Source organism: Acetobacter malorum, assembly GCF_001580615.1.
Classification (GTDB): domain Bacteria; phylum Pseudomonadota; class Alphaproteobacteria; order Acetobacterales; family Acetobacteraceae; genus Acetobacter; species Acetobacter malorum.
In genome coordinates this window covers 29,938-48,678 of the sequence record NZ_LHZC01000031.1, presented here as the reverse complement: position 1 = coordinate 48,678, position 18,741 = coordinate 29,938, and the positions used below count along the sequence as shown (strand labels likewise).

At 58.1% G+C, this 18,741-nt stretch carries 17 protein-coding genes, 1 pseudogene and 1 riboswitch; of the genes and pseudogenes, 4 read left to right on the top strand and 14 right to left on the bottom strand.

What is annotated here, in order from left to right; all coding sequences use genetic code 11:
- The 14 genes and pseudogenes from AD930_RS01710 to AD930_RS01645 all read right to left on the bottom strand — a co-directional run.
- Window positions 1-211: pseudogene (locus tag AD930_RS01710) on the bottom strand (lauroyl acyltransferase); the annotation flags it as partial.
- Window positions 208-1,194 carry a tetraacyldisaccharide 4'-kinase gene (gene lpxK / locus AD930_RS01705; RefSeq protein WP_373320513.1) on the bottom strand — a complete coding sequence of 329 codons (987 nt, stop codon included), beginning with the start codon at window positions 1,192-1,194 and terminating at the stop codon, window positions 208-210. The pseudogene AD930_RS01710 and the gene lpxK, both read right to left, overlap by 4 nt.
- Window positions 1,194-3,206: a glycosyltransferase N-terminal domain-containing protein gene (locus tag AD930_RS01700; RefSeq protein WP_061504871.1), complete on the bottom strand. Its 2,013-nt coding sequence runs from the start codon at window positions 3,204-3,206 to the stop codon at window positions 1,194-1,196. The genes lpxK and AD930_RS01700 overlap by 1 nt, the downstream gene beginning before the upstream one ends.
- Window positions 3,207-3,224: 18 nt before the next feature.
- Complete coding sequence (locus tag AD930_RS01695; RefSeq protein ID WP_061504870.1) at window positions 3,225-3,713, bottom strand: DUF934 domain-containing protein; 489 nt, start codon at window positions 3,711-3,713, stop codon at window positions 3,225-3,227.
- Complete coding sequence (locus AD930_RS01690) at window positions 3,700-5,394, bottom strand: nitrite/sulfite reductase (protein WP_061504869.1); 1,695 nt, start codon at window positions 5,392-5,394, stop codon at window positions 3,700-3,702. The genes AD930_RS01695 and AD930_RS01690 overlap by 14 nt, the downstream gene beginning before the upstream one ends.
- A 26-nt stretch (window positions 5,395-5,420) precedes the next feature.
- Window positions 5,421-5,765: a DUF2849 domain-containing protein gene (locus AD930_RS01685; protein ID WP_061504868.1), complete on the bottom strand. Its 345-nt coding sequence runs from the start codon at window positions 5,763-5,765 to the stop codon at window positions 5,421-5,423.
- 145 nt (window positions 5,766-5,910) lie between these two features.
- Window positions 5,911-6,984, bottom strand: a complete 1,074-nt coding sequence (locus tag AD930_RS01680; RefSeq protein ID WP_061504867.1) for a sulfate/molybdate ABC transporter ATP-binding protein — start codon at window positions 6,982-6,984, stop codon at window positions 5,911-5,913.
- Window positions 6,981-7,784 (bottom strand): sulfate ABC transporter permease, encoded by an 804-nt coding sequence (locus AD930_RS01675; RefSeq protein WP_061504866.1) that lies wholly within the window; start codon window positions 7,782-7,784, stop codon window positions 6,981-6,983. Before AD930_RS01675 ends, AD930_RS01680 begins: the two co-directional genes overlap by 4 nt.
- The gene (gene cysT, locus AD930_RS01670; RefSeq protein ID WP_061504865.1) at window positions 7,781-8,632 is read right to left on the bottom strand and encodes a sulfate ABC transporter permease subunit CysT; all 852 of its coding nucleotides are present in this window, start codon (window positions 8,630-8,632) and stop codon (window positions 7,781-7,783) included. Before cysT ends, AD930_RS01675 begins: the two co-directional genes overlap by 4 nt.
- Window positions 8,633-8,768: 136 nt before the next feature.
- Window positions 8,769-10,661 carry an adenylyl-sulfate kinase gene (gene cysC / locus AD930_RS01665; RefSeq protein WP_061504864.1) on the bottom strand — a complete coding sequence of 631 codons (1,893 nt, stop codon included), beginning with the start codon at window positions 10,659-10,661 and terminating at the stop codon, window positions 8,769-8,771.
- Window positions 10,662-10,685: 24 nt separating this feature from the next.
- On the bottom strand, window positions 10,686-11,480 hold the full coding sequence (gene cysD / locus AD930_RS01660) for a sulfate adenylyltransferase subunit CysD (protein WP_061491034.1): 795 nt from the start codon (window positions 11,478-11,480) through the stop codon (window positions 10,686-10,688).
- 49 nt (window positions 11,481-11,529) lie between these two features.
- Entirely contained in the window at window positions 11,530-12,216 is a 687-nt protein-coding gene (locus tag AD930_RS01655; RefSeq protein ID WP_061491035.1) for a phosphoadenylyl-sulfate reductase, read from the bottom strand.
- 1,163 nt (window positions 12,217-13,379) lie between these two features.
- Window positions 13,380-13,661 (bottom strand): putative hemolysin, encoded by a 282-nt coding sequence (locus AD930_RS01650; RefSeq protein WP_043552575.1) that lies wholly within the window; start codon window positions 13,659-13,661, stop codon window positions 13,380-13,382.
- Window positions 13,662-13,760: 99 nt separating this feature from the next.
- A complete protein-coding gene (locus tag AD930_RS01645) occupies window positions 13,761-14,684 on the bottom strand; it encodes a LysR family transcriptional regulator (protein ID WP_061504877.1) in 924 nt (307 codons plus the stop codon).
- Window positions 14,685-14,831: 147 nt separating this feature from the next.
- Between AD930_RS01645 and AD930_RS01640 the strand changes: the two genes are divergently transcribed.
- From AD930_RS01640 to queE, 4 genes are all read left to right on the top strand, one after another.
- Window positions 14,832-15,605 (top strand): SDR family oxidoreductase, encoded by a 774-nt coding sequence (locus AD930_RS01640; protein ID WP_061504863.1) that lies wholly within the window; start codon window positions 14,832-14,834, stop codon window positions 15,603-15,605.
- A gap of 95 nt (window positions 15,606-15,700) precedes the next feature.
- Window positions 15,701-15,817: riboswitch (SAM-I-IV-variant riboswitch) on the top strand.
- A 55-nt stretch (window positions 15,818-15,872) separates the two neighbouring features.
- Complete coding sequence (locus AD930_RS01635; RefSeq protein WP_061504862.1) at window positions 15,873-16,913, top strand: threonine aldolase family protein; 1,041 nt, start codon at window positions 15,873-15,875, stop codon at window positions 16,911-16,913.
- A 135-nt stretch (window positions 16,914-17,048) separates the two neighbouring features.
- Window positions 17,049-18,050, top strand: coding sequence for a biotin synthase BioB (bioB, locus tag AD930_RS01630; RefSeq protein ID WP_043552567.1), 1,002 nt, complete (start codon window positions 17,049-17,051; stop codon window positions 18,048-18,050).
- A 45-nt stretch (window positions 18,051-18,095) separates the two neighbouring features.
- Window positions 18,096-18,740, top strand: a complete 645-nt coding sequence (gene queE, locus AD930_RS01625) for a 7-carboxy-7-deazaguanine synthase (RefSeq protein WP_061504861.1) — start codon at window positions 18,096-18,098, stop codon at window positions 18,738-18,740.
- Window position 18,741: the final 1 nt, after the last annotated feature.

Genomic DNA, 18,741 nt, shown 5'->3' with positions numbered 1-18,741 from the left:
GGGTGCGCTCCGGGGCGCTCAGCTCCGGCATAGCCAGTTGCAGATTTTTGGCTGCTATTTTGGAAACCGGCAAAAGTGGCCCAATGAACCGACAAAACCCTCCCGCGAAATTGGATGCCCGTACAGGCCCCATCCGTAAAAACAGGCTCAGCAACGCCTGAGCAACCCGGGCTTCCAGACGCATCAGGCGCGTTATGCGCACGTCGCTCATGCGGACCTCTGGTTTAAAAGCTGGTCCAGTAAGGCCTCGGGCTCAGCATCATTCTGCCAGACAAGCCCCACACCAACGGTCCGAAGCTGCTTTCTGAAAGCGAGAGGAAACCGGACTGTATCTTTGGGGGTCGTCACAAGCTGTGCGTCCGCTTGCCGGGCCAGTGTCGCAAGATGGGTCATATCCCGATCTTTATAAAAATAATGATCTGGAAAAGCGAGACACTGCACCGGGTTCACCCCGGTTTGCCGAAGCCCATCAAAAAACTTGGAGGGACGGCCCAGTCCGGCAAAAGCAATACACCGCTTCCCTTTGAGCCCTTGCGCTTCCAATCCTGTTTGCAGATTAGCCCGCAAAACATCCGGCAGCACTCCCTCGTATTGCGTCAGAAAATCCGTTTCATCTGCCCCAATCAGCAAAACGGCAGAGGCCCGCGCAAGCGCATCCGCCGGGGGTTCGCGCAGTGGTCCGGCAGGCAGAACATGACCGTTGCCAAGCCCAACCACACCATCCACCACCAGAAGAGACACATCCTTGTGCAGGCCAGGATTTTGAAAGCCATCATCCATAATCAGACACGTAGCACCTGCCGCTACGGCTGCGCGAGCGGATGCGGCCCGGTCTCCCCCAACCCATGTGGGGCACTGCTGGGCCAGCAGCAGGGCCTCATCCCCTACATCACGCGCCGAATGGCGAGCAAGGTTCACCTGTGTGGTCGCTTTGATACGGCCGCCATAACCGCGCGTGAGTGCATGCACGGCAATCGACCGTTTTTTCAGCCGGGTCACGAGGTCCAGCACCACGGTTGTTTTACCTGTGCCACCCGTGGTGAGATTGCCACAACACAAGACCGGTACGGGAGCTTTCCAGCCTGCTTTCTTCTGCCTCTTCACCGCACAGGCCGCCACTAACGCTGAGATAGGAGAAAGCAGCCACGGGAACACTCTGGCCTGCGGGTCTGACCAGAAACGGGGAGGGCGGATCATGATGACAGAAGCGCCAGAATTTTATCCGTCAATTGCTCTGGCAGAGCCATATTGGCGGTCGCCACGGCCTGCGCCTGTGCCGCACAGGCTTGCCGGCACTCAGGATCGTTCAGCATGCTGGTTGCCCAGTCAGCCAGTTCTGCCGCAGTGTGAACGGTCGTGACACTCTGGCCCAGAACAGCGAAGGCCTCCTGAAAATTCTGAACACGTGGGCCGGTTGCCAGCGCACAGTCCAGACGAGCGGGTTCAAACGGATTATGGCCGCCGCCACCCGTCCGCACCTCTGTCAGACTGTTGCCGATAAAAACAATGCCAGCCAGCCGATAAAACAGTCCCAGTTCGCCCAGCGTATCGCACACCCATACGGCATCGGTCGGCGCAGGAACCTGCCCCAAAGCCCTTCGGGGCGCTCCGCAGAAAAGAGCGCTAACGGTCGCACCGCGTTCTGGATGGCGCGGTACGATAATGGTGAGAAGGGACGGAAAACGTGCCCGCAAGGTTTGGACCGTCTGCCGAAGCGCGTCCTCTTCTCCCTCATGCGTGGAGGCGGCGAGGAACACAGGTCGTCCGGTGAGCTGATGCTGGACTGCCAGCAACTCAGTCTCATCAACCGGCAACGGTGGAGCGGCTGTTTTGAGGTCGCCTGCTTTCGTCAGGGACCGGGCTCCCAGCTGTCGGAAGTGCTCCGCATCCTCTTCGGAGCGCGCTGCAATCCATGCAAACCGCTCCAGCATCCGCCTGGCAACAGGGCGCAGTTTACCCCAGTTTTTGAAAGAGCGTTCCGACATCCGCCCATTGACGAGGGCCACGGGCACATTCTGCCGGTGGCACAAACCGATCAGATTTGGCCAGAGTTCACTTTCCGTGAAAACCACGGCCTGTGGCCGCCAGTGCGCCAGAAAACGCTGCCCCCAGCGCGGTACATCCAGCGGCACAAACTGATGGATAAGCCGGGGATGCGTCAGACGTTGCTGCAACAAGCGCGCTGCCGTGACGGTTCCGGTGGTGACCAGCACCGTCAGAGCCGGTTTTTTCTCCAGACAGAGCTGCACCAGCGGCAGAATGGACACCAGTTCACCCACACTGGCCGCATGGAACCAGACCAGTGAGCCTGCCGGGCGCCCCTGCGAGGCAAAGCCCATCTTCTCCCGCACCCGGTCCGGCAGTTCCTTCCCGCGCGTCTGCCGCCAGCGCAGCAAAAAAGGCAGGGCAGGCGCAAGACCGGTCGCAACCCAGCTCCAGACCCGTGAAGGCTGAAGCGAGAGCGGCGCAAGCCAGACTTTTTCCTTCTGCCGCCCGGGGCGATCCACCCATGGCCGCTCAGCTTCCAGCGTGACCTTGGTGATCGCCTCAGCCAGCAGCCGGTCCGCGCTATGCTCGGCCTGTGCTTCTTTTTCCCGCGGGAGGATAAGCGGCGCGCCACACACAAAATGACCGCGCCCGAAAGGCAGCGGCAAAATCATTTTATCCCAGGAATTCAGGCGGATGCCCCGGCATGTCGCGCCAACAGGCACAATCGGCTTTCTGACAAGGGCTGCCAAAGCCGTAGCCCCTTGCTGGGCCTGCCTGCGTGGGCCGCGTGGGCCATCGGGCGTAATGGCAACAATACCACCATGCCGTAATCTGGCCCGCATACGGCGCAGAGCCGCAGCGCCACCTTTGTTTTTACCCCGTGTGTCGGAAGACCCGGCAATGGACCAGATCCGCCATTTTCCAACAATATCGGCAATCAGCCGGCCATCCCGATTACGGCTGATGAGCACATGCAGGCGCATGGCGGGATTTTGCGGTTCCGCCCACCACCACAAGGCTGGGGTGAGCGGCAGAACCTCATGCCAGAAAGCCACAACTGCCGTGCGGCCATCCTGACAGGTGAGAACATCGCGGGCCTCCGGGTCGATACTAAACGTCCAGCGCGTGGTGCGCAGGGTTAAGCCCAGATAGCCCCGGATTGTGCTGACAAGAATTTTTCTAACGAAAGATCCGGCGGAGTGCGGAAGACGTGCCACAGTGCCAGATCTCCGGCGCTAGGTCAGCCTCCGCCGCAAGGCAAATCCTTCTGCCTGTTCATTCAGAATGGACGGCTGATAGGCCACCGTGAAGGCCTCATGCGCCCGCTGCCAGACAGCGGGATCAGAGCCTTCGGGTAAATCTATTGCCGTGACCCCACACCGGAGAAGAAACTCATACTGGTCCGGCAGAACATGGCCGCCAGCCCGAATTTCACCTTTGAAGTGCAGATGTTCACGCAATGCCCGGGCCTGCGTGAACGGGCGACCATCCCGAAATATAGGGAAAGTCAGCGACACAACATCCAGCCGGGGCAGGGCATCCCGCAGCGTTTCAACTTCGTCAGCAGAAGTCAGCACCACGCCAAGCCGCGCATCGGTATTCCGGCCCAGTCCTTCAGAAAGGCGGGCCAGTGGCACCAGCACATTGCCAGTCGGAAGAGAGTCTCCCTCAACGGCAATCTGCCATGTGTCCTGAATAATCTGGCCGTTCTCAAGCAGTGGCATATGCGGCGTCCTTGAATGGTGCTGTGCCTAAACGGCGGCACGTTTCAATAAACCGCTCACCCGCCGTTCGTCTGGAAAGATACGTATCAATGATCCGGGCGATTGCATCAACCGTTTCATCTTCCGACATGGCAGAACCGAGAATTTGTCCGATGGAAGCATCGCCGTCTCCAGCGGAACCGCCCAGCGTAATCTGGAAGGCTTCCTCACCCCGTTTATCGACACCCAGAATGCCAATATGCCCGGCATGATGATGCCCGCAGGCATTGATGCAGCCGGAAATATTCAGCCGCAGCGGCCCGATTTCCCGCTGGAGATCAGCATTGGCAAAACGGGAGCTTAGCTTCTGGGCGATGGGGATAGAGCGAGCATTGGCGAGCGCGCAGTAATCCAGACCGGGGCAGGCGACGATATCGGTGATGAAGCCGACATTGGCTTCCCCAAGCCCGTTTTTCTCCAGTGCCTGCCAGACATCATAAAGCGCATCCTGCCGCAAATGGCCCAGCACCACGTTTTGCAGGTGGGTAATGCGGAGTTCCCCAAAGCTGTAACGTTCTGCCAGATCAGCCAGAAGGTCCATCTGCGCCGAGGTCACATCCCCCGGAATACCGCCAGCCGGTTTGCAGGACACGGTAACCGAGCAATAGCCCGGCTGCTTGTGCGGGTGGGTGTTGGTATGGACCCACGCATCAAATGCCCGATCTGCCTTACGCTGGGCGGCCAGTTTTTCCGCTGCATTGCCTACGGGGGCAAAATCCGGTGCACCAAACCGCGCGCGAATTGCCTCAACGGTCGCTTCCGGCAGGCGGTAGCGTGCGCGGTCCATGGCGGCAAATTCCGCGTTCACCTGATTCAGGAATTCTTCCGTCCCGAGCGCCTGAACCAGAATTTTGATACGCGCCTTATAGATATTGTCGCGCCGGCCATGCGCGTTATAGACGCGCAGAACTGCTTCCAGATACGCAATCAGATCTTCTTCCGGCAGGTCATCCCGCAGTCTGACACCAATAATCGGGGTACGGCCCAGGCCGCCACCCACAAAGACTTCAAACACCGGACGACCATTTTCGCCCTCACGGGCAATCAGGCCAATATCGTGGAATCGCGCCGCCACACGGTCCTGCTGGCTACCAGAAATGGCGATTTTGAATTTACGGGGCAGGAACGTAAATTCTGGGTGCAGCGTGGACCACTGCCGCAGAATTTCCGCATAGACGCGTGGGTCCAGCACTTCATCCGCTGCAGCGCCGGCAAACTGATCTGCCGTCACGTTCCGGATGCAGTTCCCACTGGTCTGAATAGCGTGCATGTCCGTATCGGCCAGCACATTCAGGATTTCCGGCGTGTCTTCCAGCCGGATCCAGTTGAACTGAATATTCTGCCGGGTGGTGAAATGTCCGTAATCGCGGTCGTACGTGCGAGCAATATGCGCGAGCACGCGCATCTGCTTCGCATCAAGCACACCATAGGGAATGGCTACCCGCAGCATATAGGCATGCAGCTGGAGATACAGGCCGTTCATCAGGCGAAGCGGCTTGAATTCCTCTTCCGTCAAGGCACCGGACAGACGACGTTCAACCTGATCTTTAAACTGAGCAACGCGCTGCTTCAGGAACGTGCGGTCAACGTCATCATAAGCATAATGCCCGACGGGCAGTGCGGCAGATGGAGAATGAGACATGGAAAAAGCCAATCTTGATCGTCTGTTCAGGCGTACGGAGCAGGGTGGGGCGCATGCCAGTCTGGCGTGAAATCAGGATGCACACTGGGGCCAGCCGCGCGGATGCGCTCCCGGCTGGTGACAGGCAGCGGTCCAGAGGCCGTCTGGGTGACCTGAACGCCATAAATCCCGACAAGAGCCTCTTCCTGCGCACGGGCATTACAGGCTTTCAGAGCCTCCTCAACCGCGCTGTTGGGGTAGAGCTTTGCGTCCTCAATCAGCGTCGCCCACTGGCCATCGGCAGCCAGCCAGACGATGCGTCCATCCAGAAGACGATTGGCGGTGATGACGCTGGTACCTTCAGCATCCCGGCGACTGTTTCTGCGATCCACAGCATATCCCTTTCCGGAACGATCCTTGGGAAAAGAAATTACATCATGCGTGATATATTATCAATATACCACGCGCCATTTTGAGTGATCATACATGAAGCACGAGATTGCGTGATAAAATAACGTCGCGCTCAGCGAGCTCCGTTTATCCGCAACGTTCTCCATCCCGAAACAGTCTGGCCCGGCTGATATCAAGCAGCCCAGAGGCCTGAATCTCCACAGTATTTTCCGTGAAATCGGGGATACTGAACGGAACAGAACGCTCAGCCAGCTGTGCCCTGTAATGCCGATAACCGTTCCGCGCTCCCTCCGCAACAAGGGGAATAACCGGCTCTTGCGCCGAGCGCTCATCAGGGCCGCAGACCTGAATTTCATAAGGCCGCAGCATGGCCGTGACCGGACCGGGAGGGACAGACGCATCGACGGCAAAAGGAAGAAGACCGGCTTCATCCGGCACCATCAGACCATCTTGGACGATGCCGTTAAAAGATGGTGCTTCCCCCAGAAACTCCATAACAAACGCCGTTTGCGGGTTACGGTTCAGCTCTTCCGGTGTCGCATCCTGCACAATCTGGCCGTGCTGCATCACCACAATGCGATCCGCTATTTCCACAGCTTCATCCTGATCATGCGTGACCAGAATGGTCGTCAGCCCCAGACGTTCATGCAGGGCTTTCAGCCATGTGCGGATCGAACGTCGCACAATCGGATCGAGCGCGCCGAAGGGTTCATCCAGCAGCAGAAGTTTAGGACCCGTTGCCAGTGCACGGGCCAGCGCCACACGCTGCCGCTGCCCACCGGAAAGCCGCGCCGGGTAAGACGCGCCTGCGTCCGGGATCTGCATCAGGTCCAGCAGTTCCTGCACACGCGCTGCAATAGCGGAGCGGGAAGGGCGTTCTGAACGGGGCAGCACATCCAGCCCGAAAGAAATGTTTTTTGCCACCGTCATATGCGGGAACAGGGCGTAATTCTGAAAGACAAAGCCAATCTTGCGGGCACGGTCCCGCATGGTCCCCATCGTCTGCCCGTCCAGCAGCAAGGTGCCTTGTTCAAACGTATCCAGCCCGGCAATAGCCCGGAGCAGAGTTGTTTTTCCGGCACCAGATGGCCCCACCAGCGCCACAAACGCCCCGGTTGGCACATTCAGCGAGACATCATTCAGCAGACGCCGCGTGCTGCCCGGTGCGTAACGCACCAGATGCTCAACCTGCACACTCATGCCTGCTTCTCCCTCCAGCGGGCCAGCCACTCCGGCGCGGAGCGGAGCAAGACGGCCATCATTGCCATGCCAGCCAGCAGCGCAGCCATGCTGAAGGCTGCAACGGTCTGGTATCCATTATAAAGACTTTCAATATGCAGCGGCATGGTCTCGGTCATGCCCGGAATATGACCAGACACCACGGAAACCGCACCAAACTCACCCATAGCCCGCGCCGTGGTGAGCAAAATGCCGGAAAACAGCGCAACCCGCGCACCGGGCAGCGTAACCCGCCAGAGAATATTCCAGAACCCGGCTCCGGCCAGCATGGCGGCCTCTTCCGCATCGCGCCCCTGTTGTTCCATCAGCGGCACAAGGGTGCGCACTACATAGGGCAGCGTGACAAAGATGGTGGCCAGCATGATACCGGGCACGGCAAAGGCAATATGAATGCCTGCCTGTTCCAGCGCTGGCCCCCACCAGCCCTGAACACCGAACAGCAAAAGCCAGACAAGGCCGGATACAACGGGGGAAATACTAAGCGGTAGCTCCACCAGCACCAGCAGAGCAGACCGGCCGGGGAAGCGATATTTTGTTAGCACCCAAGCTGCCAGAACGCCGAAGATGGTATTGGCCAACACGGAGACGGCTGTAACCTCCAGCGTCAGCCAGATAGCCGCCAGACCATCCGGATCAGACAAGGAAGCCAGAGCGGGTGCCAGCCCGGTTTTCAGCGCCTCTGCCACCACCACGGCAGGTGGCATAAGCAACACCAGCACAATCAGCACCCATGTCAGGACCCAGAGAGAATATTTCCTCATCTCTGTTCACCCCACACGGACAACCGCCTGCGCACCAGACTGACCAGAACCAGCGCGAGCAGAGAAGTCAGCAGCAGGATCAGCGCAATGGCTGTAGCCCCCGCATAATCAAATTCCTGAAGCCGGACGACAATCAGCAACGGGGCAATTTCACTCTTAAAGGGCTGGTTGCCTGCGATGAAGATCACAGAGCCGTATTCGCCAACGCCGCGCGCAAAGGCCAGCCCAAAGCCCGTCACCAAAGCTGGAAGCAGAGGAGCAATGACGACGCGTGTCACCACCTGCCAGGGCCTGGCACCCAGTAGAACGGCGGCTTCTTCCATATCGCGCGGCAGGTTTTTCAGCACAGGCTCAACCGTGCGCACCACAAAGGGGAGGCCGACAAACATCAAAGCCAGCACAATGCCGGTCCGGCTATAGGCCAGCACCAGACCAAGTTTTGCGAGGGGGGCACCAAGCCACCCCTGCGGGCCGTAAAGCGTGGCGAGTGTAATGCCTGATACCGCAGTCGGTAGAGCAAGCGGCAGGTCAATCAGCGCATCCGCAATCTTGCGGCCCGGCAGATCCCCGCGCACAAGCGCCCACGCCAGCAGCAAGCCAAGGGGCACATTCAGCACTGCAGCCAGAAAAGCGCTGGAAAAGCTGGTCCACAGCGCAGCAAACATGCGCGTGTCATGCGTTGCCGCAACCATAGCGCCCACACCATCCTGCCAGGGCCGGATGATCAACGCGCACAAGGGCAGGACGATAAAAAAGCCCGTCCAGAGAAGGGTTACCCCAAGCGCCAGCCGATAACCGGGCAGGGCGGACCCGCCACCCCGCAAAAAGGACAAAACAGCCTGCTTCATGCCGCGTTAAAAGCCTGACCGGAACTCATCTTCATCCTTCTCCTGCCGCCATCCTCAGGCACAGCCCTGAAAGAGCACGAGCCAGAACACAGGTTGCGGGCAGCAACACTCTATTCTGACCCGTGCTTCGCCCTGATTAAGAGCGGGCTTTCAATGCACCTGACAATCTGACGGTGTCTTTGATGAAGGATGCAAGTGTTTTCGTTTCGGACTCAACACTTCCTGCGCTGGTTTTCAGATGCAGGGCAGGGCTGACCGGTGCTTCATAAGGCGCATCAATGCCTGTAAAGCCGCTGATCTTGCCAGACCGTGCCGCAGCATACAGACCTTTGGGGTCACGCTGCTCGCAGGTTGCAAGGTCCGCATCCACAAAGATTTCTGCAAACTCTTCCCCAAGGATCTGACGAGCCAGAGCGCGGTCAGAGAGCAGGGGGGAGATGAGTGCGACCAGCACAACCTGACCAGCATCACGCAGAATACGCGCAACTTCCGCAGCACGGCGGACATTTTCAGTCCGGTCTGCTTCAGAGAAGCCCAGATCCTTGCACAGGCCAGCACGCAGAGTGTCGCCGTCCAGAACAGTAACGTCCACACCATCAGCAAAAAGGGCTGCTTCCGTTGCGCGTGCCAGAGTGCTTTTGCCTGAGCCGGAAAGGCCCGTCAGCCAGAACACGCCACCACGATGACCTTTGGCCCGTGTGCGGTCCTGCGTCGTGACGGTGCTTCCTGTGGGGTGAATAACTTTTTCACCATCAGCGATAGCGGCTGGGCCCAGAAGCGGTGCACCACCGACAATACGCTGCTGACGGTCCACCAGAACGCCGCGCCCATCTGCCGTGCCCGGCACGAAGGGGTCAAACAGAATGGTTTCTGACGCAGAAAGCGTGATTTCTGCAAAGCCTTCTGCCGGGACTTCCTCACCAGCATATTTCTGCAGGTCATCCAGATTCACGACGGAATCAATAGACGTCACCGTTACGGCATGTTCCGCCGTCGCCAGACGCAGATGGAAGCTTTCTCCCACACGCAACGGTTCCTGACGCAGCCAGAACAGGCGCGTGCGGATACGGGAAGCCGCAACCGGCGGAGTTTCTGATTTGTGCAGCAGGTCACCCCGGTCCGGGATCACATCCGGCTCCAGCGTGACCGCAACGGACTGACCCGCAGCAGCAGAAATCTGCGGTGCCGTGTGCCAGCTTGCGATGGAAGAAATCTTCGCAGGGGTTTTCTGCGTGCCGATAATCACCGTATCGCCAACGCGCACCCGGCCACGCTCAATGCGGCCTGCCACATAGCGTTTGTCGTCAAAGCGGTAGACATCCTGCACCGGCAGGCGCAGCGGCAGTTCAGCGCGGGACGCAGGCGAGGGGACCTGTGCCAGAGCTTCCGTCAGGGTCGGGCCACTATACCAGGGCATCCGGTCGGAGCGGCTGGCAATATTGTCGCCATCACGCGCAGAGGCCGGGATAAAGAGAGCGGCTTCCAGATCCAGCTTTGTGAGAAGTTCGGAGACGGATTTTTCAGCAGCTTCAATCTTCGCCTGATCGAAGTCCAGCAGATCGACCTTGTTCAGCAGAACAATCACGTGCCGGATGCCGATAAGGTGCAGCAGCATGGCATGGCGACGGGTCTGTTCGCGCGCACCTTCAGCCGCATCCACCACCAGTACAGCGGCTTCCGCATCCGCAGCGCCGGTAATCATGTTGCGCAGGAACTGGCGATGGCCCGGCGCATCCACGATCACAAACTCCCGCTTATTCAGCAGGAAGGGGATGCGGGTGGAATCAACCGTTACACCCTGATCGCGCTCGATCTGCAGGGAGTCGAGCAGGAAGCTCCACTCAACCTTCAGCCCGCGCTTTTTGGATGAGGCAATAATCTGGGCGACCTTGCCGTCCTGCAGATTATCCGTGTCATGCAGCAGGCGGCCGATCAGGGTTGATTTACCGTGGTCAACGTGACCGACGATAACGATCGGCGTCGCGGGCTCCTGAGACTGAGCCACAGAGGGGGAAAGCGTGTTCGTCATAATTCTATTCCAGTCCGCTAAGGCTCAAAGATAACCGGCGACGCGCAGCCGCTCGAAGGCATCTTCGGATTCATGATCCATGGCCCGGCCAGACCGTTCGGACGTACGGGTGGTTTCCAGTTCAGCAATAACCTCAGCCAGCGTGCTGGCATTGCTTTCAACAGGGTTGGTAATGTCCTGATCACCCAGAGAACGATACCGCTTGCCGTTTTTGGCAAAATACAGATCCACCAGCGGGATGCCTTCGCGCTCGATGTAGCGCCAGATATCAATCTCCCGCCATGACAGCAGAGGATGCACGCGGATGTGCATGCCTTCTTCATGCGGGGTGGCATACTGGTCCCAGAATTCCGGCGGCTGGTTGCGGATATCCCACTTGTGGCTGGCGCCGCGCGGACTAAAAACGCGCTCCTTGGCGCGCGTGCCCTGCTCATCACGACGGATGCCGGCAATCACGCCCTGCAGTTTGTGCTTTTCAATCATCGCGGCCAGACCTGCCGTCTTGCGCGCAGCAGAGCGGGCGGCTGGCGGCAGGGACGGGTCCATCTCTTCAACCGGCGGACAGGTGCCCAGCAGCAGGTCCAGATCCCACTTTTTGGCGTATTCATCCCGGAATTTGTACATTTCCGGGAATTTCTTACCGGTGTCTACATGCATAACGGGGAAGGGCACGCGACCCAGAAAAGCCTTTTTGGCCAGCCAGACCATGACGTTGGAATCTTTACCCAAAGACCACAACATGGCGAGAGGCTTAAGCTTGCGATAGGCTTCCCGAAGGATGAAGACACTCTGTGCCTCGAGCTGATCAAGATGGTCCATTTGTCTGGTCAAACCTGTTTTGAGAAGAGAGATAAGGTGTCCTGAACGTTCAGGAAGCCGTGTGAATGCCGCACTCTGTTTTGGCCAGTCCGGCCCAGCGCCCCGCGCGTGGGTCTGCCGTCTGGCCAACAGGGCGCGTGCACGGCGCACAACCAATGGAGAGGTAGCCTTCCGCCACCAGTGGATGAGGAGGCAGACCACGGCGGGCCATTTCCCGCGTGATGTCTTCAGCCTCCCAGAGCGCCAGCGGGTTCAGGCGGATTGCGCCATCCTCCTTTTCTTCCACAACCGGCAGAGCAGCACGGGTGGAAGCCTGAGAGCGCTTACGCCCGGTTACGAGAACCTCATAGGGCAGGGTTGCCAGATCCAGCGGCTCAACTTTCCGCAGGCGGCAGCAGGCATCCGGATCAAACGCCCAGAGTTCTCCGGTCGGGTCACGTTCCTGCACCTCAGCCTGTGCGGGCCGAACATCAATCACGTTTTTCAGGCCAAGGAATCGCGCAAGCTCCGCCCGATAGGCCAGCGTTTCCGGGAAATGCTTGCCCGTTTCCAGAAACAGGACAGGCATATCCGGATCAGCTTCCGCCACAAAAGCCAGCAAAAGGGCTGATTCCGCACCAAAGGAGGACATCACGCCCACCTTTTTACCAAGCTGGGCAGATGCTGTGCTGAGAAGTCTGGCAGGATCCTGAGCCTGGGAGCGCAAGACTGTCAGAACTGACCGGGCAACAGACATTCGGGAATTCCAATAAAAACTACGTGAAATAGTGTTTACAGGATATTGCACGTAAATCCACACCGCTTCAAGCCCATTCTCCACGAAAGAATTTCGTATTTTGCAGGCAAGGTATTCCACACGCACAGATGATATTTTCTAACCTAAAATGAGTGCTCTGTCTTTTGCGAGCAAATTATTTGTCATTTTTGAAATAATCCGATCCGCATAAGTGACTGAAAAACTGGCGGATCCAATAATAGACCTAGCCAGACCTTGAGTGCGCAAAAGGTGCTATTTTGAGAGAAAGAGGCGCTCGGACGATAGAGAGCAGGAGAGTCCCGCCAAAGCGGCCCAGAGAGCGCAACAGCGCCACCGAGACTATTCATCGCGTGAAACGCTTCAGAGCACTCTGCGCCGCTCTAGACGCGCCTTACGCGCATCCGAAGCGGCTCTGCCTCGGAAAATTATTCCAAATCAAAGCACTAGGCTGTTTTGAAACTTTCGCGCTGCAACCGCTGGTCAGGCCATTGGCCGAACCAGCAGATCCAGAGAGCGCAGTGTCTGACGGCAACCAGATCAGACACACCCAACAGCCGCATCCACTCTCAGATATCATTTAGTTGGCATAATATATCTTATGCGATTTATGTCCCAGTGGGTCAGACGCCATTAATCCCGCCAGATCCATTCCCCTCAACCAGCACATATCTCTCTCTGGTTTCGATCTCCTGTACCGCTCGTTGTAACCCAAAACACCGAAGCTCTGATATCTCAGCCCAGATCGCCTCCGATGATCCATCGGATCGACCCACCATAGGCATTGCTGGCTTGGCTTGGCTTGGCTTGGCTTGGCTTGGCTCACCATGACGCCAACGGCACACCCTGCAAGGCAGCTCACATGAATATCCGTCGCGCCTCAACTCATGAACCACACCGGCTCGCAAAACCACGCTTCCTCATGCGCCTTTTCTGAGAAACACTGCCGGATCTCATTCTAAGGCCGTTGCACTGGACTGATCACCAGAAACGCCCTGAAACCACAGTTCCGTTCAGGCAAAGCCTTTGATACGTGCCCTGCCCGTAATTTCTCAACAAATCACAGCATCAGCTACCGCCGCCAGACAACCAGACCTGCGTTGGCAGACCAATCATTCCTGGCGGACGGTCCCTGAAATACGCGGTTATTTCGTCGGGCTGGGATTATCCCGGCGGAACAATTCCCATTCGTCCATCACTGTACCGTCTGGCAGATGGCAATAGCCCACCTGCCCTTTGGTCGCGTCCTGCTGCATGCTCAGCGTACCGCCTTTTTTGGTACAGTAAAGTGCCGCCGGATTGGGGATACGGAGCGGCCGAACGCTGTTCCGGCTCTGGTCTTCTGTATGGTGCTCACACCCTGCCAGCATCCCTGCGGCACAGACCGCCAGTGCGGCTCGGGTCAGGCGAGAAAACGTAAAGGTCATAGCAACAGGTCCTGTTTTAATTATCTGAAAGACACTTTCTCGTATGGGTCAGAATTTGTCACGCCCCGCACAGTCATCCGCTGACCATTTCCGCATTTTTCACGCAGATCGCCTCTCACCCGCTTCATGCAGGCAGGGTTCCAGCAGCGCGCACAGCCAGTCCGCAAACACCTGCAAACGATGAGAAAAATGTCGACGGTGCTGATAGAGTAACGTCATGGGCATCGGCTCGGCCCGCCACTCAGGCAGAACCTCCACCAGCTCCCCCGCCCTCAACTGCTGCTGAACATCATAGGCAGGTACCTGAATCATCCCCAGCCCAGCTAGACAGCAGGCTATCAGGGCTTCCGCGCTGTTGACCGTCACGCGCCCCGCCATGGTGCAGGTGCGTAACTCGCCGCCTTCCTGCCACTCCCATTCCTCCACCCGCCCGCTGAAGGCGGACGCATAGCCGACTGCGAGATGATGCGGCAGATCCTGCGGTGTAGCGGGCGTGCCGTAACGAGCCAGATAGGCTGGGCTTGCAACGTTAATCAACGCCAGTTCGCCGACCTTCCGGGCAATCAGCCCGGAATCCTGCAGAGGCCCGATGCGCAGCACGCAATCAATCCCGTCTTCCACCAGATTGACGGGTCTGTCCGTTACCCCCAGTTCAACATCAATCTCGGGGTAGCGTTCCAGAAAATCCGGTAAGGCTGGCGCTACAATCAACCGCCCGATCCGTCCCGGCATATCCACGCGTAAAACGCCACGCGGCGCAGCTTTGTCCCGCCGGAACAGGCCTTCTGCCTCCTCCACGTCCGCCACCAGCCGAAGGCAGACATCATAAAAAGCCCGACCATCTGCCGTGGTGGAAACCGTGCGTGTTGTGCGGGACAGTAAGCGTGCCCCTACCCGGCTTTCCAGCGCCTGAATAGCGGTGGAAACGGAGGACCGCGGCATGTTGAGGGTATCCGCAGCCCTTGAGAAACTGCCAGACTCCACAACCCGCAGGAAAATACGAAAAAGATCAATCCGGTCCACAGCATCCTCGGGTAGCACGCCCTATTGTTCGGATTATACGACAAGTGTTGTCTAAAGACACCTATTTATTAAGAAAAACGAGATGATACTGTTTCCCTCATGAAAGTCCGCATCCTGCGGTGTCTTTCAACGAAAGGACAACCGGATATGGCAGACCATAGTCTCAAAGGAAAAACCGCTCTGATTACGGGCGGCGCCAAGAACCTTGGCGGCCTGATTGCCCGTGATCTGGCTGCGCATGGCGTCAAAGCCATTGCCATCCACTATAATAGTGACGCCAGTCGCCCTGAGGCTGAAAACACTCTGGCAGACCTGAAAGCCGCCGGTGTGCAGGCCGTTGTCTTGCAGGCAGACCTGACAACCGCAGCCGCCAACAGCAAACTGTTTGCGGACACCATTGCCGCCATCGGTAAACCCGATATTGCCATCAACACCGTCGGCAAAGTGCTGAAAAAGCCGATTGCAGAGACGTCGGAAGCTGAGTTTGATGAGATGTTCGCCATCAATTCCAAGGCGGCCTATTTCTTCATCAAGGAAGCCGGACTGCACCTGAATGACAATGGCAAACTGCTGACCCTCGTCACGTCCCTGCTGGGCGCTTACACCCCGTTCTATTCCACCTATGCAGGTGCCAAAGCCCCGGTTGAACATTTCACGCGGGCAGCCTCCAAGGAATTTGGCGCACGCGGCATTTCAGTCAACGCCATTGGTCCGGGGCCGATGGACACGCCGTTCTTTTACGGTCAGGAAGCGCCTGATGCCGTGGCGTATCATAAAACCGCCGCCGCCCTGTCCGCCTTCAGCAAAACCGGCCTGACGGACATTGAAGATATTGCACCGTTCGTCCGTTTTCTGGTCTCGGAAGGCTGGTGGATGACGGGCCAGACCATTCTGGTCAATGGCGGCTACACCACCAAATAAGCCAGCCTTTGTGGGAGGGAGCGCACGCATCGCTCCTTCCCCGTGCCGCGCCAACAAATTGTTGTGTTTTTTTATCGATTATTTATGACTAGGGTCAGAAGCATCAAGAGTCAGGCCGACGCCTGACACCAACCTGCGTCCGTGCAAGGTGGTGCCTTCCCTGCCTTGCAGTGAAGGGATGTGGCCAGAAGACCGGCAATAACGGACCCATGCCACGCGCGTCGTCGCTTTGTCTTTTGATCTCGTACCGTTTTGAAGAGATCAAACATGACACAGATTACCCAACAGTTTGCCAGCGATAACTATGCCGGAATCTGCCCGGAAGCTCTTGCCGCCATGCAGGACGCCAATCAGGGCTACGTGCCTGCCTATGGCGAGGATATCTGGACCACCCGCGCAGCCGATGCCTTCCGCACTCTGTTTGAAAAAGACTGTGATGTCTTTTTTGCCTTCAACGGCACAGCGGCCAATGCGCTGGCGCTGGCCTCCCTGTGTCAGTCCTATAACAGTGTGATCTGCTCCGCGCTGGCCCATGTGGAAACTGACGAATGCGGCGCACCGGAGTTTTTTTCCAACGGCTCTAAACTGCTGCCGGCCCCCACCCAGGGTGGCAAGCTGACGCCTGATGCCATCCGCACGTTGGCGACAGGCCGCACGGACATCCATTTCCCCAAGCCCCGCGCCGTCACCATCACTCAACCGACCGAAACCGGGCAGGTTTATACGCTGGCTGAAATTCAGGCGATTTCCGCTGTGTGCCGTGATCTGGGTCTGCGTTTGCATATGGACGGTGCCCGCTTTGCCAATGCCTGCGCTGCCCTTGGCTGCTCCCCGGCGGAAATGACATGGCAATCCGGCGTGGATGTGCTGTGTTTTGGCGGCACAAAAAACGGCATGGCCGTTGGCGAAGCCATTCTGTTTTTTGACCGCGATCTGGCGGATGGGTTCGATTACCGTTGCAAACAGGCTGGGCAACTCGCATCCAAAATGCGCTTTCTGGCTGCCCCGTGGGTTGGCGTTCTGGAAAGCGGGGCATGGCTGCGCAATGCTCTAAGCGCCAATGAAGCGGCTGCGCATCTGGCCAAACAGATTGTCCCGCTGGACGGGCTGGAGTTGATGTTCCCCGCAGAAGCCAATGCCGTCTTTTTAAAAGCTCCCCCAGAACTGCTGGAGGGCCTGCGAGAGAAAGGCTGGCGCTTTTACACCTTTATTGGCGGTGGCGCGCGCTTCATGTTTGCGTGGGATGCGGATCTCACGCAGGTCGATGCGCTGGCGGCTGACATTAAAAGCCTGCATGCAGCCCTCTAGCGGGATATTCCTTTTTCCTATGGCCCGAAATGAAATCTCAATCCGGGCCACCCCCGTCGTTCTGCAGGCTGGTCTTGCCGGGGTAAACCGGATATATTCAGTCCTACTTTCCACTTAAAATCTGGTTCTTTGCGCATGCCTGACGGTTCTTCTCCTGTAACGCGTTCTTCCTCAGCCTCTTTGCCGGAAATCCGTCATGACTGGACGGTGCCGGAAATTCAGGCCCTGTTGGACCTTCCGTTTCCGGAGCTGATGTTCCGTGCTCAGGCCACGCACCGGGCGCATTTCGACCCCACGGAAATGCAGATTTCCACGCTGCTTTCCATCAAAACCGGTGGCTGTCCGGAAGATTGTGCCTACTGCCCGCAGAGCGCGCTGCATGAAAAAAGCGTGAAGGCCGAGCGTCTGATGGCCGTCGATGCCGTGCTGACGGAAGCCCGCAAGGCGAAGGACGCCGGGGCCAGCCGCTTCTGCATGGGTGCCGCATGGCGCTCCCCCAAGGACCACGATCTGGAAACCGTCTGCGCCATGATTGAAGGCGTCAAAGACCTTGGTCTGGAAACCTGCGTGACACTGGGCATGCTGGATGCCGGACAGGCTGGCAAGCTGCGTGAAGCCGGGCTGGATTACTACAACCACAATCTCGACACCTCGCCGGAATACTATGGCGACATCATCACCACCCGCACCTATCAGGACCGCCTGGATACCCTGTCCAACGTGCGGGATGCGGGCATTAATGTCTGCTGTGGCGGCATTGTCGGCATGGGTGAAAATGAGACCGACCGCGCCGGGCTGATTGCCGCCCTCGCCTCCCTGCCCGCGCACCCGGAAAGCGTTCCGATCAACCTGCTGGTGCGCGTAAAAGGCACGCCGCTAGGTGAGTCTGAAGAAGTCGATCCGCTGGATTTTGTCCGCATGATTGCCGCAGCCCGTATCAGCATGCCCAAAAGCCGGGTTCGTCTGGCCGCTGGCCGCGAGGATATGAGCGATGAAACACAGACCCTGTGCTTCCTTGCTGGTGCCAATTCCATTTTCTATGGGGAACGCCTGCTGACCACGCCAAACCCGCAGGCTTCGCGGGATCGCAAGCTGCTGGACAAGCTGGGCATGCATACAACTGGCATTTCTGTCTAAAATGTCTCTTGCATTCCTTGCCTGATCTGCGTCAGGAGCTGTCGCATGTCTTATATGGTCAAGGAAATGTTCCTCACCCTGCAGGGTGAGGGTGGACAGGCTGGGCGACCGGCTGTCTTCTGTCGTTTTGCAGGATGCAACCTGTGGTCTGGTCGGGAAGCTGACCGGGCCGAGGCTATCTGCCAGTTCTGTGACACCGATTTTGTCGGCACGGATGGTGATGGCGGCGGCAAGTTTGAAACTGCCGAGAAGCTGGCCGAGATCATTGCCGGCTTCTGGCCTGTGTCTGGTAGCGCCATGACAGTGCCGGGGCTGGTGGTTTTTACCGGTGGTGAACCGCTGCTTCAGCTGGATGCCGCTCTGATTGACGCCATGCATGCCCGCAATTTCACCATCGCGGTGGAAAGCAACGGCACGCTGCACGCGCCGGAGGGTATCGACTGGCTGTGCATCAGCCCCAAAGAGGGCGCCGCACTGGAACAGACAAGCGGTACAGAACTCAAGCTGGTTTACCCGCAACCGGGGCTTGATCCGGCCAAGGTGGAGCATCTTGATTTCAAGCATTTCTGGCTGCAACCCATGGACGGGCCGAACCAGAACGACAATATACAGGCTGCCATCCGTTATTGTCTGGCCCACCCCAAATGGGGCCTTTCTTTACAGACCCACAAGCTGACCGGTATCCCCTGAC

Coding starts and splice junctions, on each gene's coding strand:
- AD930_RS01695 (WP_061504870.1), bottom strand. CDS start 3,713: ATGCCACTGCTTGAGAACGGCCAGATTATTCAGGACACATGGCAGATT.
- AD930_RS01690 (WP_061504869.1), bottom strand. CDS start 5,394: ATGTCTCATTCTCCATCTGCCGCACTGCCCGTCGGGCATTATGCTTAT.
- AD930_RS01680 (WP_061504867.1), bottom strand. CDS start 6,984: ATGAGTGTGCAGGTTGAGCATCTGGTGCGTTACGCACCGGGCAGCACG.
- AD930_RS01675 (WP_061504866.1), bottom strand. CDS start 7,784: ATGAGGAAATATTCTCTCTGGGTCCTGACATGGGTGCTGATTGTGCTG.
- cysT (WP_061504865.1), bottom strand. CDS start 8,632: ATGAAGCAGGCTGTTTTGTCCTTTTTGCGGGGTGGCGGGTCCGCCCTG.
- cysC (WP_061504864.1), bottom strand. CDS start 10,661: ATGACGAACACGCTTTCCCCCTCTGTGGCTCAGTCTCAGGAGCCCGCG.
- cysD (WP_061491034.1), bottom strand. CDS start 11,480: ATGGACCATCTTGATCAGCTCGAGGCACAGAGTGTCTTCATCCTTCGG.
- AD930_RS01655 (WP_061491035.1), bottom strand. CDS start 12,216: ATGTCTGTTGCCCGGTCAGTTCTGACAGTCTTGCGCTCCCAGGCTCAG.
- AD930_RS01650 (WP_043552575.1), bottom strand. CDS start 13,661: ATGACCTTTACGTTTTCTCGCCTGACCCGAGCCGCACTGGCGGTCTGT.
- AD930_RS01640 (WP_061504863.1), top strand. CDS start 14,832: ATGGCAGACCATAGTCTCAAAGGAAAAACCGCTCTGATTACGGGCGGC.
- AD930_RS01635 (WP_061504862.1), top strand. CDS start 15,873: ATGACACAGATTACCCAACAGTTTGCCAGCGATAACTATGCCGGAATC.
- bioB (WP_043552567.1), top strand. CDS start 17,049: ATGCCTGACGGTTCTTCTCCTGTAACGCGTTCTTCCTCAGCCTCTTTG.
- queE (WP_061504861.1), top strand. CDS start 18,096: ATGTCTTATATGGTCAAGGAAATGTTCCTCACCCTGCAGGGTGAGGGT.